Source organism: Flavobacterium xueshanense (assembly GCF_900112975.1).
Lineage (GTDB): Bacteria > Bacteroidota > Bacteroidia > Flavobacteriales > Flavobacteriaceae > Flavobacterium > Flavobacterium xueshanense.
Window position 1 is genome coordinate 143,203 of record NZ_FONQ01000005.1, and the last position, 14,067, is coordinate 157,269.

Genomic DNA, 14,067 nt, shown 5'->3' on the forward strand with positions numbered 1-14,067 from the left:
AACCATTACTTCGAATGTTAAATTTATGTAAATTTTGTCACCTTCGACGACAGCCCTTTTTAATTGGGTTACGAAAACGTAATAGTGTTGAAAACTTTCTGATTTATTTAAATTTTTATCCCTTTAATTACCATTTGTAAAATTTAATTTTATCTTTATTACGAAATAAAATTTTACTACTTCTTCACATGAAAAGGAAAATAACGCTTAAACAAATTGCAAAAGAATTAGACGTTTCTATTTCTACCGTTTCCAAGTCATTAAGAAACAGCCTCGAGATCGGCGAAGAAACCAGACTTAAAGTACAGGCTTTCGCTAAATTCTACAATTACAAACCCAATAATATTGCACTAAGTTTAAAAAACAGAAAAACCAAAACCATAGGAATTATTATCCCTGAAATTGTTCATCATTTCTTCTCTACCGTGATTAACGGAATAGAACACGTGGCGAATGAAAATGGATACAGCGTAATCATTTGTCTATCGGACGATTCCTTTGACAAAGAAGTTTTGAATATGGAAATGCTTGCTAACGGTAGTATTGATGGTTTCATTATGTCTCTTTCTAAAGAAACCCAATTCAGAGGTGATTTTCATCATATTACTGAGGTGATCAATCAAGGAATGCCAGTCGTGATGTTTGATCGCGTTACCAATGATATTCTTTGCGACAAAGTAATTATAGACGATCAATACGCAGCTTATGAAGCTGTTCAAAGCTTGATTGATAAAGGAAGAAAAAAAATTGCATTAGTAACCACAGTAGATTACGTGAGCGTTGGTAAACTTCGTACTGACGGCTACATTAAAGCTCTTCTGGACAATGACATCCCTTTCAATGAAAACCTAATAATCAAAATTGAAGATGTTGATACTTGCGAAATCACTATTGGAAAATTATTAGAAGACAAAGCCATTGATGCTGTATTTGCAGTAAATGAATTGTTTGCCGTTACCATAATCAAAACCGCCAACAAAATAGGCCTTAATGTACCTCGAGATCTAGCTGTTATTGCCTTTACCGATGGCATCATTTCAAAATATTCAACACCTACAATTACCACCGTTAGTCAAAACGGAATAAAAATGGGAAACAAAGCGGCAAAAATGCTTATTGAAAGACTCGAATCCGCAGAAGATGAAGAAGACGAAAATTATAAAACCGACGTAATAGAAACGCATTTGATCGAAAGAGAATCTACTTCTTAAAATTTATCAGTTTTCAGTCGCTTTCTGAAAGCTGCGACTGAAAACTGCGACTAATATTTAAAACAGCTGTATTATATTCATTACTACAACCTTGTAGTTAGAAATATTTCTCATTATTTGTTTTCGAAAAACAATAGTTTGAAATATATTTTTATATTTACGACATCAAACCTTAACTTTTACTTCGAAAACAAGATGAGTTTTGATAAGCATAGCGCTTATCGTTTAATTTTTTAAATTACGATAATGGAAAAGCGTAGATTAAGTTTCTGGCAAATCTGGAATATGAGTTTTGGATTTCTGGGAATTCAAATGGGTTTTGCGCTGCAAAATTCTAATGTTAGCCGAATATTTCAAACTTTAGGTGCAGACATTGACGACATTCCTATTTTGTGGGTTGCCGCGCCAATGACAGGTTTAATCATTCAACCCATAATTGGTTATTTCAGCGATAGAACCTGGACAAAATTAGGAAGAAGAAAACCTTATTTTTTAGCGGGTGCTATTTTTGCTTCCGCAGCCTTATTCATCATGCCCAATTCACCTGTTTTATGGTTTGCAGCAGGAATGTTATGGATAATGGACGCCTCGATCAATGTTTCGATGGAGCCGTTTCGTGCCTTTGTAGGCGATAACCTTCCTGAAAAGCAACGCACCATGGGATTTGCCATGCAAAGTTTCTTTATAGGAATTGGCGCTTATTTTGCTTCAAAATTACCGTTAATTTTAACACATTACGGTGTCGAAAATACCGCACCGCTAGGAATTATTCCTGATTCTGTAAAATACTCCTTTTATATAGGTGGAGTTGCTTTTCTGATTGCAGTTCTATGGACGGTAATTACTTCTAAAGAATATTCGCCTGAAGAACTTGCAGCATTTGAAAACCACAAAAAAGACACTTTTGAAAAAGAAAACTATTCTACGGAATGGTACCAAAACAACGGCAAATCACACTTAAATAAAGGACTGATTTTCTTTGCTATCGGAATACTATTTGCTTTTGCAATTTTCCATTTTGAATTAAAGAAAGACTTATATGTACTGGCACTTGGTTTAATCGCATTGGGTGGTCTGGCTATGATTATTTCGGGATTAATGCAAAAAGCAAATAATACCGAAAATGGTTTTGTAACCATTATGAATGATTTTCAATTCATGCCAAAAATCATGAAACAATTGGCATGGGTTCAATTCTTCTCTTGGTTCGCCCTTTTTTCAATGTGGATTTATACCACTTTGGCCGTTACACAACATATTTATGGCACAACAGACACTACTTCAGCAACCTACAATACGGGTGCAAATCAGGTTGGAGAAATGTTTGCAAACTATAATCTGATAGCCGCACTAGCCGCTTTCTTGCTTCCTTTATTAGCAAAAATAACCAGCAGAAAATTTACTCACTTCTTGGCATTAACGCTGGGAGGATTAGGACTTATTTCTATTTATTTTATAAAAGATCCGAGTACTTTCAATATGGAATGGTTGCCAATGATTGGAATTGGAATTGCTTGGGCTAGTATTTTATCGATACCTTATGCGATGCTTTCCGGAGCGTTACCATCAAATAAAATGGGATATTATATGGGGGTTTTTAACTTTTTCATTGTTATTCCACAATTAGTTGCCGCCTCGATTTTAGGGTTTTTGGTCTCTCAATTTTTTAACAGTGAACCAATTTATGCGCTGCTAATTGGAGGGTTCTCAATGATTCTTGCCGGAATAATTGCACTTACAATTAATGATGAATCGAAAATTACAATCAATGACTAAAAAAGCATTTATATTCGACCTGGACGGAGTGATTGTTGACACGGCTAAATACCATTATTTAGCGTGGCAAAAAATCGCAAATGAATTAAATATCGAATTTACGCACGAACATAATGAATTATTAAAAGGAGTAAGCCGCGTGCGCTCTTTGGATATTATATTAGAATTAGGAAAAGTAACCGCTTCACAAGAAGATAAAAACCGATGGTTAGTTCAAAAAAATGAAGACTATTTATCCTATTTAGTCGATATGGATGAAAGCGAAATTCTTCCGGGAGTATTTCCAATTTTAAAATTTTTAAAAGAAAACAACCAACCCATCGCATTGGGTTCTGCCAGTAAAAACGCCAGACCTATTCTGGAAAAAACAGGACTACTCTCGTATTTTGACGCGGTTGTAGATGGAAATGATGTGACTAATGCTAAACCAGATCCGGAAGTATTCCTGATGGCTGCCAAATTACTGAACGCTACTCCCGAAAACTCAATAGTATTTGAAGATTCAGTAGCAGGAGTTCAAGCGGCGAATATTGGTAATATGACCAGTATAGGAATAGGTGATGCAAGCACTTTGCACGAAGCAAAACACATCTTCAAAGATTTTACAGCTATCGATACCCACTTTATAGAAGAATTAATTAAAGAATAAAAAAACAAGATTCAAAAAAGCAAAAAAGGATCAGATTGTATGCGACCCACAACAATCTTTCAATTTTTAAATCATTGAATTTTTTAAATTAGAAAAGAATGAATCAAGATTATATAAAACCAGACAATTGGTCTATCATAGAAGAAGGATTTGATGCCGAGTGCGTAAAATCGTCTGAAAGTCTGTTCAGTATTGGTAACGGTGCCATGGGACAACGTGCTAATTTTGAAGAAGCTTACACTGGAGAAACATTTCAAGGAAGTTACATTGCCGGAATCTATTATCCTGACAAGACTAAAGTGGGCTGGTGGAAAAATGGTTATCCGGAAAATTTTGCCAAAGTTTTGAATGCGCCAAACTGGATTGGAATTGACATTGAAATAAATGGTGAAAAATTCGATTTGAATACCTGTTCAGAGATTAGAAATTTTCGTCGTGAATTAAATATGAAAGAAGGTTGGTACAATCGTTCTTTTGAAGCTACTTTGAAAAACGGAACGGAAATTTCCGTCAGTGTACGTCGCTTCCTTTCTTTAAACCTAGACGAAGTGGGCGTGATTAATTACGAAATTACACCTTTGAACAAAGATTCAAAAATAGTTTACAAACCATATATCGATGCTGGCGTAACAAATGAAGATGCCAACTGGGAAGAAAAATTCTGGGAACCATTGGATGTGAAAAAATCAGGAAATGAAGCTTTTGTAACGGCACAAACATTTAAAACACATTTTAAAGTAACCACATTCATGCACAATAGCATTTTGAATAATGGTGAAAAAACGGCTATTTCTCCTTCTAATATTGATGCAACTGCTGATAAAATTCAATTTAGTTATGATGTAATTGTAGGGCAAGGCCAAAAATCATCGATCCAAAAAATTGGCGGTTACACCGTTTCTTTAAACCATGAAAATACCATTACTGCAGCGGAGAAAGTGATTCAGTCCGCTTTAGCTTTAGGATATGATCAAATGTTGCAGGACCAGGTTAATGCTTGGGCAAAAATTTGGGAAATGTCAGATATTACGATTGATGGGGATGTAAAAGCGCAACAAGGAATTCGTTTTAATATTTTTCAGTTGAACCAAACCTATTTAGGAAAAGATTCCCGTTTGAATATTGGCCCTAAAGGTTTCACAGGAGAAAAATACGGTGGATCTACGTATTGGGATACCGAAGCCTATTGCATTCCGTTTTACATGGCGACCAAAGATCAGGAAGTAGCCAGAAATTTATTGACGTACCGCTACAATCAATTGGACAAAGCCATTGAAAATGCTGCTAAGTTAGGGTTTACAAATGGCGCTGCTTTGTATCCAATGGTAACGATGAACGGTGAAGAATGCCATAACGAATGGGAAATTACTTTTGAAGAAATTCATAGAAACGGAGCCATCGCATTTGCCATTTATAACTTTTACAGATACACCGGCGATTACAGCTACATTCCTGAAAAAGGATTGGAAGTATTAATCGCAATTGCACGTTTCTGGCATCAAAGAGCGAATTTTTCGACTAATTTAAACCAATACGTAATTCTTGGCGTTACGGGTCCAAACGAATATGAGAACAACGTAAACAATAATTTCTACACGAACTACATTGCCAAATGGTGTCTGGAATATACTTACGAACAAATCCAAAAAGTGTCTCTGGAATATCCTTCGGATCACAAAAGAATTAGCGAAAAAGTAAAAATCACGGATTCCGAATTACAGTCTTGGAAAAAAGTTTCGGAAAATATGTATTTCCCTTTTTCGGAAGAACATAATGTGTACTTGCAACAAGACGGTTTCTTGGACAAAGAATTGGTTCGCGTAGCTGATTTGGATAAAAGCCAAAGACCCATCAATCAAAAATGGTCTTGGGACCGAATTTTACGTTCGCCGTATATTAAACAAGCCGATGTTTTGCAGTGTTTTTATTTTTTTGAAGATCATTTTTCGAAAGAGGAACTAAAAAATAATTTTGAATTTTACGAATCCTTTACGGTTCATGAAAGTTCGCTTTCGCCATGCGTACACTCAATTCAGGCAGCACTTTTAGACAAAATGGATATGGCATACACATTCTATTTAAGAACTTCGCGTCTGGATCTTGATGATTATAACAAAGAAGTGGAAGAAGGTTGTCATATTACCTCAATGGCCGGAACTTGGATGAGCATTGTAGAGGGTTTTGGAGGAATGAGAATTAAGGACGACACACTTCATTTTTCTCCAAAAATCCCAAAAGAATGGGAAGGCTATTCGTTTAAGATTAATTTTAGAAACCAAATTTTGAAAGTAGCAATCAATCATAAGGAAACTACATTCTCAATTGTTGGCGACACCGATTTGGCAATCGTAGTAAACGGAAAATCCCTTCTAGTAACACAAAAAAGTTTAGCTACCGTTTAGAATAAATTACTAAAACTAGTAAGTTATTTTATCATTTGATCCACGCTTTAACAAGTAAAATACAATCCCAATACACATTGGGATTGTTTATATAACACTGATTCGTATTCGAATTATTTAATACATAATTCCCTGAAATAGCAGTGCTTTTTTATAACCCACATTAAAATTTAATGTAATCAATGTATTATACCATGAATAAAATTATTTATTTACCTTTCCAAAACGGGAGTTTTCTAAAAAAAATAACCTTATTCCTTTTTTTTATGTCTGTAACGTTACACGCTCAAATCGACAAAGTGGAACCACCTTTTTGGTATGCAGGAATGCAAAATCCAGAACTGCAGATTCTTTTTTACGGTAAAGACATTTCTCAATACCAAGTCACGGTTTCTAACGGCATAAAAATAACCAACGTTAAAAGAACGGAAAATCCCAACTACATTTTTGTTTCCATTGACACCAAAAAAGTGGCTGCATCTGATTTCGTTTTTACTTTTAAAAACAACAACAACAACAAAGAAACGTTTACACACAAATACAGTTTAAAGAAAAGAAGAGAAAATTCAGCGCAACGCAAAAGCTTTGACTCTTCGGATATGATGTATTTATTGATGCCAGATCGTTTTGCCAATGGAAACAGAAACAACGACAGCGAAAATTCGATCAAAGAAAAATACAATAGAGAATTACCGGGCGGAAGACACGGTGGCGATATTGAAGGAATTATAAAAAACTTGGATTACATAGCATCGTTAGGAGCTACAACGATATGGACCACGCCACTTAATGAGGATAATGATGCTACTTATTCATATCATACGTACGGTCAATCTGATGTATATAAAATAGATCCTCGTTTTGGAACAAATGATGATTATGTACGATTGGCTGCCGAAATGCACAAAAAAGATATGAAACTGGTGATGGATTATGTGACAAATCACTGGGGAATTGAACATTGGATGATGAAAGATTTACCTACAAAGGAATGGATCAATCATTTTGATACTTTTACACAAACCAATCATAAAAGAACAGTCATCCATGACATTAATGCATCTGAAATTGATAAAAAAATCACGATAGACGGCTGGTTTGTTTCCACAATGCCCGATTTAAATTTGAAAAACCCTTTGACTTTAAAGTACTTGATTCAAAATGCAATTTGGTGGATTGAATACGCTGATTTGGATGGTTTCAGAGTTGATACCTACAATTATTCAGATCCAAAAGGAATCGCAAAATGGACAAAATCCATTACGGATGAATACCCAAATTTTAATATTGTAGGGGAAGTTTGGATGCAAAGTCAAGCGCAAATGGCATATTGGCAAAAAGACAGTAAAATTGCTGAAATACAAAATTACAACTCGTATTTGCCAAGTGTAATGGATTTCACCTTGTATGAGGCAACCAGCAAAGTTTTTAATGAAGATGACGGCTCATGGGACAAAGGAATGGTGAAATTATATGACAATTTTACGAATGATTTTCTGTATCCAAATATCAATAATATGTTGATTTTTGTAGAAAATCACGACACCAATCGTTTCAATCAAACCTACGAAAACGACATTAGAAAATACAAAATGGCAATGACTCTTATGGCTACCGTTCGTGGAATTCCACAATTGTATTACGGAAGCGAAATAGGTATGGCTGGCGACAAAAACAAAGGAGATGCGGACATTCGTAAAGATTTTCCCGGCGGTTGGGAAGGCGATAAAAACAATGCTTTCGTCAAAGAAGGAAGAACTTCGGGACAGAATGACTATTTTAATTTTACTTCTAAATTATTTAACTGGAGGAAAACGAAAGCGGCGGTACATTTTGGAAAAATGACACATTACATTCCGGAGAATAACATTTACGTTTATTTCCGATACAATACAAATGAAACAATTATGGTTTTAATGAACAATAGTACTGAAAGCAAAACAGTAAACACAAATCGTTTTAAAGAAAACATCAAAGATTTTAAAACCGGAAAAGATGTTATTTCTGAACTTACCTTTGACGTTACAAACAAAATTACAATAGAACCTAAATCGGTTTTGATTTTAGAGTTAAAGTAATGTAAAGCACAAAAAACAGCTAACAAAACAATCCCTAATGCTAAAAAAAATGAAAAAATATTCAATCCCCCTTTTACTTTTAATCATGACAATTTTGAGTAGTTGTTCCAGTACAAAAACGGTTGCACAGCATGACAAAACACCTTTCGTTTGGGAAGGAGCGAATGTTTATTTTTTAATGACAGACCGTTTTAATAATGGTGATTCTTCAAATGACAGGAACTTCAACAGAACCAAAGAAACGGGGAAACTTCGTGGTTTTGAAGGTGGCGATATCAAAGGCATTTCTCAAAAAATTGATGAAGGTTATTTTGATAAATTAGGCATAAATGCCATTTGGTTTACACCGGTAGTGGAACAAATTCACGATGGTGTTGATGAAGGAACCGGTTTGAGTTATGGTTTTCATGGCTATTGGGCAAGAGACTGGACGAACTTAGATCCTAACTTTGGAACAAAAGAAGATTTGGCTGCATTAGTTCAAAAAGCACATGCGCACGGAATCCGAATCATTCTTGATGGCGTGATCAATCATACCGGTCCCGTAACCTCCGAAGATACCGTTTGGCCTAATGATTGGGTGAGAACAGGACCCAATTGTGATTACAAATCGTTTGAAAACACAACCGCATGCACATTGGTTTCTAATCTTCCGGATATAAAAACAGAAAGCAATCAAGCTGTAGCGTTACCTCCTTTTTTAATCGAAAAATGGAAAAAAGAAGGGCGTTACGAACAAGAAATGAAAGAACTGGATTCCTTTTTTACTCGTACCGGATATCCAAGAGCACCAAAATATTACATCATCAAATGGTTAACGGATTATATTGCAGATTACGGAATTGACGGGTACAGAGGCGACACCGTAAAACATACAGACGAAACCGTTTGGGCCGATTTTAAAACCCAATGTGATTATGCTTTTAAAACTTGGAAGAAAAACAATCCAACAAAGGTTTTAGACAACAACCCTTTTTACACGATTGCCGAAGTTTACAATTATGGCATTAGTGGAGGACAAGATTTTGATTTTGGAGACAAAAAGATAAACTATTTCAAAAATGGTTTCAACAACATGATCAATTTTGAATTTAAATGGGATGCGCAAAAAGACTATGAATTTATATTCTCAAAATATTCTGACAAGCTGAACAATGACTTGAAAGGATATAGCGTTTTGAATTATTTGTCATCTCATGATGATGGCGGACCTTTTGATGGAAATCGCACCAAAACTATAGAAAGTGGAACCAAATTATTACTGAGCCCCGGACTTTCTCAAGTGTATTATGGGGATGAAAGCGCTCGTTCCTTAATAATCGAGGGAACACAAGGCGATGCTACCTTGCGTTCGTTCATGAATTGGGAAGCCATAAAATCAAATCCTGCAACCCAAAAAACGCTGTTGCATTGGCAAAAATTAGGGCAGTTCAGAAGAAATCATCCAGCCGTTGGAGCAGGGATTCATAAGCAAATTTCGGCTCAACCCTATACTTTTTCCAGAACATTCTCTAAAGAAAATTATTATGATGCGGTGGTCGTTGCATTGGATTTACCATCAGGACAAAAAGAATTGGATGTCGCTTCTATTTTTAAAGATGGAACTAAAGTCAGAGATACCTATTCCGGTAAAGAGGCCATAGTTTCCAATGGAAAAGTAAGTATTGATTCTGAATTCGACATCGTTTTATTGGAATTGAAAAAATAATTTTAACTCGTCGAATTTAATTAATAAAACTTCAATTAATATTAAAAAAAAACTAACCACATAGAAACATAGAAAAAGAGTAGGACAGCCCAATTCTTGGGTATACATAGCTATGGTTTTCTTTAAAAAACTGCAACGGCTTTCAAAATTTATGATTTATGTTCCTATGTGGTTAAAAAAATCAATTAAATTGAATTATATCCAATCGGTTAATTTCAAAATAATTTCAACCAAACGCCTTTAGAAATGAAGGCGTTTTTTTATGGTTATCTTTACCAAAAAATAAAATAAAATGCTAAAAATTGCACATCGTGGAGCAAAAGGATACGAACCTGAGAACACCTTCGTTTCGTTCCAAAAAGCATTAGACATGCAAGTGGACGGAATTGAACTCGACGTGCATTTGAGTGCTGATGGCGAGATAATCGTTATTCACGATGAAACTATTGACAGAACGACCAATGGAAAAGGTTTTGTAAATGCATTATCTTTGCACGAATTAAAAGCTTTTCGAATAAATGGAACACATGAAATTCCAACGCTGGCAGCGGTTTTTGATTTGGTAAACCAAAATTGTTTTATCAACATTGAGCTCAAAAGTTATGAAGTTACAGAAAAAGTAGTTTCGCTACTTGAAAAATACGTTACCAAAAAAGGATGGAAATACGACCGTTTTTTAGTTTCCAGTTTTGATTGGAATGCACTGCAACAAGTGGCATTTTTAAATGATAAAATTCCAATTGGCGTTTTAACGGAAACCGATTTAGACTTGGCTTTGGCTTTCGCCAAATTCATTCAGGCTAAATCCATTCACCCGCATTTTCATTTATTGACACAAGAAAACACGGCGAAAATGCAACAAAAAGACTTGCAGGTTTTCCCTTGGACTATAAATGAATTAGAAGATATTAAAAAAATAAAAACATTCAACGTAAACGGAATCATCACTGATTTCCCAAATAGAATATGAACCAGAATTTTGATATAATAATAGCCGTTGTTCCAAATCCGATTTTATTTTAAACCATTAAGTGAATTAAGTTAATAAAGAAACGAGGTAAATAATTTAGTTTATGACAAAAAAAGAAGTAACGCAATTATCCTATCAAATTATTGGTTATGCAATAAAAGTTCACAAAAAACTAGGACCCGGTTTATTGGAAAAAATTTATGAAGAATGCTTAAAATATGAGCTAGAAAAAAATGGATATAATGTTAAGCAACAATTTAATGTAGCAATCGATTACTATGATTTAGAGCTAACGCATCCACTACGATTGGATTTATTAGTAAACGATTGTATTATTGTTGAGTTAAAAACAGTTGAAAAATTCCATCTAATTGATGAAGCAAAATTATTAACATATATGAAACTACTGAGTATTCCACAAGGGTTGCTTATTAATTTTAACTCTACCAACATAACAAAATCCTCCAAACCTTTAATTAACTAATATTTCACAAGGCTAGCTGATGATTAAACTTAAAAATCTTAACTTACTTAATGGTTTAAAAAAATGAATTCAAATTTTGATATAATAATTGTAGGCGGCGGCGCAGCAGGATTTTTTACAGCCATTAGTATTGTAGAGAAAAACCCAAAACTGAAAGTTGCGATTTTAGAACGCGGAGCTGAAGTGTTGCAAAAAGTTCGCATTTCCGGTGGTGGAAGATGCAACGTAACACACGCTTGTTTTGAACCGAATGAATTAGTGAAATTCTATCCGCGTGGCGAAAAAGAATTACGCGGTCCTTTTCATCAATTTGGTTCTGGTGATACAATTGAATGGTTTGAGAAACATGGCGTAGAATTAAAAATTGAACCTGACGGACGCATGTTTCCCGTTTCGAATTCCTCACAAACAATTATTGACTGTTTCCTAACAGCCACACAAAAACTGGGAATTACAGTACTTACAGGACAAAGTGTACAATCAATTTTCAAGAAAGAGGCTTTTTGGAAAATAGAAACCCAAAGCGAAAATTACATAGCCGAGAAGCTCGTTTTAGCTACAGGTAGCAATCCTAAAATATGGGAAATGCTGCAGACTTTTGGACACGCTGTTGTCAGCCCGGTTCCTTCCCTATTCACTTTTAATATCAAAGATTCCAGAATAAAAGAATTACCCGGAGTTGCGGCACAAGTAACCGTAAAAGTAAAAGACACCAAACTCAGCGCAACAGGACCATTGTTAATTACCCATTGGGGAATGAGCGGACCGGCTATTTTGAAACTCTCCGCTTGGGGAGCCCGCATCTTGCATGATAAAAACTATCAGTTTACCATTTTTGTAAATTGGTTGAATGATGAAGATACTGCGGATGTAGAGAAAAAGCTAAAAGATTTAAAACAAGAACACGCAAAAAAATCGGTTTCAAAGAAATCTCCTTTCGAATTAACCAATAGATTATGGGAAAGTTTGGTGCTCGCTTCAGGAATTGAAGCGGAGACGAAATGGGCCGATTTGTCTAAAACACAATTGCAGAATCTTGTGAATCAATTGACGAATGGCACTTTTCAAGTGAATGGAAAAAGTACGTTCAAAGAAGAATTTGTAACTGCCGGCGGAATTGATTTAAAGGAAATCAACTTCAAAACCATGGAAAGCAAATTACATGAAAACTTATATTTTGCTGGTGAAATCGTAAATATTGATGCGATTACAGGCGGATTCAACTTTCAAAATGCGTGGACTAGTGGGTTTATTGTGGCGAGTGCTGTTTAGAGCGAAGTTTTTATAGTACAATACTTTAATTAAGAGTGTTTTGGTTTTTCATTAACAAGACTTTACCATTCTATTTTCATTTTGTTGGAATTGTTTAAATATGTTTGTAATTAAAATATTACGAATGAATAAAAACTACTTTTTTGTTTCCATAGTCTTTTTTACACTTCAATCTGGTTTCTCACAAACTGAAAAATTAATTAAAGGCAAAGTTGTACACGAACAATTTCCTGTAGCAAAAGTTGAAGTTGCTAATTTCAGTTCTAAAAAAGTTAGCATTACAAACTTAGCTGGGGAGTTTTATTTGGTAGTAAAAGCGGGTGATGAACTCATATTTATTTCAAAAAACCACGATATAAAAAAAATAGTAATAGATCAAAATACCATTATCAGAAACAATCTTGTAATTTCATTGATCCTTAAACCGGAAGAATTAGAAGAAGTATTAATTACAAAAATGCCGTCAATAAAACTAAGTACTGACAAAGCATACGAACAAGGAAAAATTGACCAATTAGCTGTAGAAAAGTCAGCAAGAAGTTTAAAAACGGGCGTATACAATGGTAGTATTGAAAACGGAATGGATCTGATTCGAATTGGCAAAATGATTCTAAAGCTATTCTTAAAGGAAAAAGAGGCAGTTAAAAAAAAGGGTACTGAGATTGAATTTAAAGCATTGGCTACAACTACCTGCGATCAAAAATTTTATGTTGAAACTTTAAAATTAAAACCAGAAGAAATAGCCCTTTTTCTTCAATTTTGTGATGCTGACCCAAAATCGAAAACACTTACAGAAAATAGTAATATTTTATCGCTGATGGATTTTTTATCTACCAAGAATATTGAATTTAAGAAGTTATGAGGCTTTAAAAAATTATACAACTTTTTTTACTCAGCAAACTGATCAATGTAAAACTGAAGACTGAACACTATCCTCTATTCAGCCACCATATACTTCCATTTAACACCGCGGCAAAACTTACCCACGCCAAATATGGAAGAAATAAATAGCCCGCAATTTTATTGATTTTGGCAAATTGAATGTACGTTTCAAAAATCATCAACCACAATACAATAATTTCTAATCCAGCTAACATCGGGTTGTGTAAGCCAAAAAATAAATATGACCACAATGCATTTAGTGCCAATTGTATCGCAAAGAAAATCAATGCTTTTTTTACAGCTTCTTTTTCTATTTCTATTCGGTCCCAAACTAATCCGGCAGCAACACCCATCATCACATATAGCATACTCCAGACTGGTGCAAAAATCCAATTGGGCGGATTAAAACTTGGTTTTATCAAAGTAGGATACCAAGTGGTAATAGCAGAACGAGTAACCGTTCCAGAGAAATAACCAATGGCAAGACAGGTGACAACAACAGCTAATATTCGGGTGATTTTATTCATTTTTATATTTTTCTAATGTGAGCCAAATTTACTCAAATCTTTCTAACGATTAACTATCCAATCGAATAAACAAATAAACCAAAAAAAGTATATTTGCATAAATTTATA

At 34.6% G+C, this 14,067-nt stretch carries 11 protein-coding genes; 10 read left to right on the forward strand and 1 reads right to left on the reverse strand.

Annotation, left to right across the window (positions count from 1 at the left end; translation table 11 throughout):
• Positions 1–188 precede the first annotated feature (188 nt).
• The 10 genes from BMZ76_RS07105 (at position 189) to BMZ76_RS07150 (ending at position 13,412) form a co-directional block, all read left to right on the forward strand.
• Positions 189–1,211 carry a LacI family DNA-binding transcriptional regulator gene (locus BMZ76_RS07105; protein WP_091204351.1) on the forward strand — a complete coding sequence of 341 codons (1,023 nt, stop codon included), beginning with the start codon at positions 189–191 and terminating at the stop codon, positions 1,209–1,211.
• 246 nt (positions 1,212–1,457) lie between these two features.
• On the forward strand, positions 1,458–2,987 hold the full coding sequence (locus tag BMZ76_RS07110) for an MFS transporter (protein ID WP_091204353.1): 1,530 nt from the start codon (positions 1,458–1,460) through the stop codon (positions 2,985–2,987).
• Positions 2,980–3,636, forward strand: a complete 657-nt coding sequence (gene pgmB, locus BMZ76_RS07115; protein WP_091204462.1) for a beta-phosphoglucomutase — start codon at positions 2,980–2,982, stop codon at positions 3,634–3,636. The genes BMZ76_RS07110 and pgmB overlap by 8 nt, the downstream gene beginning before the upstream one ends.
• A 98-nt stretch (positions 3,637–3,734) precedes the next feature.
• Positions 3,735–6,038 carry a glycoside hydrolase family 65 protein gene (locus tag BMZ76_RS07120; RefSeq protein ID WP_091204355.1) on the forward strand — a complete coding sequence of 768 codons (2,304 nt, stop codon included), beginning with the start codon at positions 3,735–3,737 and terminating at the stop codon, positions 6,036–6,038.
• A 194-nt stretch (positions 6,039–6,232) separates the two neighbouring features.
• Positions 6,233–8,116: a glycoside hydrolase family 13 protein gene (locus BMZ76_RS07125; protein WP_091204465.1), complete on the forward strand. Its 1,884-nt coding sequence runs from the start codon at positions 6,233–6,235 to the stop codon at positions 8,114–8,116.
• Positions 8,117–8,165: 49 nt separating this feature from the next.
• The gene (locus BMZ76_RS07130) at positions 8,166–9,824 is read left to right on the forward strand and encodes an alpha-amylase family glycosyl hydrolase (RefSeq protein ID WP_091204358.1); all 1,659 of its coding nucleotides are present in this window, start codon (positions 8,166–8,168) and stop codon (positions 9,822–9,824) included.
• 292 nt (positions 9,825–10,116) lie between these two features.
• Positions 10,117–10,794: a glycerophosphodiester phosphodiesterase gene (locus BMZ76_RS07135; RefSeq protein ID WP_091204361.1), complete on the forward strand. Its 678-nt coding sequence runs from the start codon at positions 10,117–10,119 to the stop codon at positions 10,792–10,794.
• 103 nt (positions 10,795–10,897) lie between these two features.
• Entirely contained in the window at positions 10,898–11,278 is a 381-nt protein-coding gene (locus BMZ76_RS07140; protein ID WP_091204363.1) for a GxxExxY protein, read from the forward strand.
• A 63-nt stretch (positions 11,279–11,341) separates the two neighbouring features.
• Positions 11,342–12,550 (forward strand): BaiN/RdsA family NAD(P)/FAD-dependent oxidoreductase, encoded by a 1,209-nt coding sequence (locus BMZ76_RS07145; RefSeq protein WP_091204365.1) that lies wholly within the window; start codon positions 11,342–11,344, stop codon positions 12,548–12,550.
• Between the two features lie 124 nt (positions 12,551–12,674).
• On the forward strand, positions 12,675–13,412 hold the full coding sequence (locus tag BMZ76_RS07150; protein WP_143071061.1) for a hypothetical protein: 738 nt from the start codon (positions 12,675–12,677) through the stop codon (positions 13,410–13,412).
• 67 nt (positions 13,413–13,479) lie between these two features.
• Here the strand turns inward: BMZ76_RS07150 and BMZ76_RS07155 are convergent, their stop codons facing one another.
• On the reverse strand, positions 13,480–13,959 hold the full coding sequence (locus BMZ76_RS07155; protein ID WP_091204369.1) for a TspO/MBR family protein: 480 nt from the start codon (positions 13,957–13,959) through the stop codon (positions 13,480–13,482).
• Between the last annotated feature and the right edge of the window lie 108 nt (positions 13,960–14,067).

Coding starts and splice junctions, on each gene's coding strand:
- BMZ76_RS07150 (WP_143071061.1), top strand. CDS start 12,675: ATGAATAAAAACTACTTTTTTGTTTCCATAGTCTTTTTTACACTTCAA.
- BMZ76_RS07140 (WP_091204363.1), top strand. CDS start 10,898: ATGACAAAAAAAGAAGTAACGCAATTATCCTATCAAATTATTGGTTAT.
- BMZ76_RS07125 (WP_091204465.1), top strand. CDS start 6,233: ATGAATAAAATTATTTATTTACCTTTCCAAAACGGGAGTTTTCTAAAA.
- BMZ76_RS07130 (WP_091204358.1), top strand. CDS start 8,166: ATGAAAAAATATTCAATCCCCCTTTTACTTTTAATCATGACAATTTTG.
- BMZ76_RS07120 (WP_091204355.1), top strand. CDS start 3,735: ATGAATCAAGATTATATAAAACCAGACAATTGGTCTATCATAGAAGAA.
- pgmB (WP_091204462.1), top strand. CDS start 2,980: ATGACTAAAAAAGCATTTATATTCGACCTGGACGGAGTGATTGTTGAC.
- BMZ76_RS07155 (WP_091204369.1), bottom strand. CDS start 13,959: ATGAATAAAATCACCCGAATATTAGCTGTTGTTGTCACCTGTCTTGCC.
- BMZ76_RS07110 (WP_091204353.1), top strand. CDS start 1,458: ATGGAAAAGCGTAGATTAAGTTTCTGGCAAATCTGGAATATGAGTTTT.
- BMZ76_RS07145 (WP_091204365.1), top strand. CDS start 11,342: ATGAATTCAAATTTTGATATAATAATTGTAGGCGGCGGCGCAGCAGGA.
- BMZ76_RS07105 (WP_091204351.1), top strand. CDS start 189: ATGAAAAGGAAAATAACGCTTAAACAAATTGCAAAAGAATTAGACGTT.
- BMZ76_RS07135 (WP_091204361.1), top strand. CDS start 10,117: ATGCTAAAAATTGCACATCGTGGAGCAAAAGGATACGAACCTGAGAAC.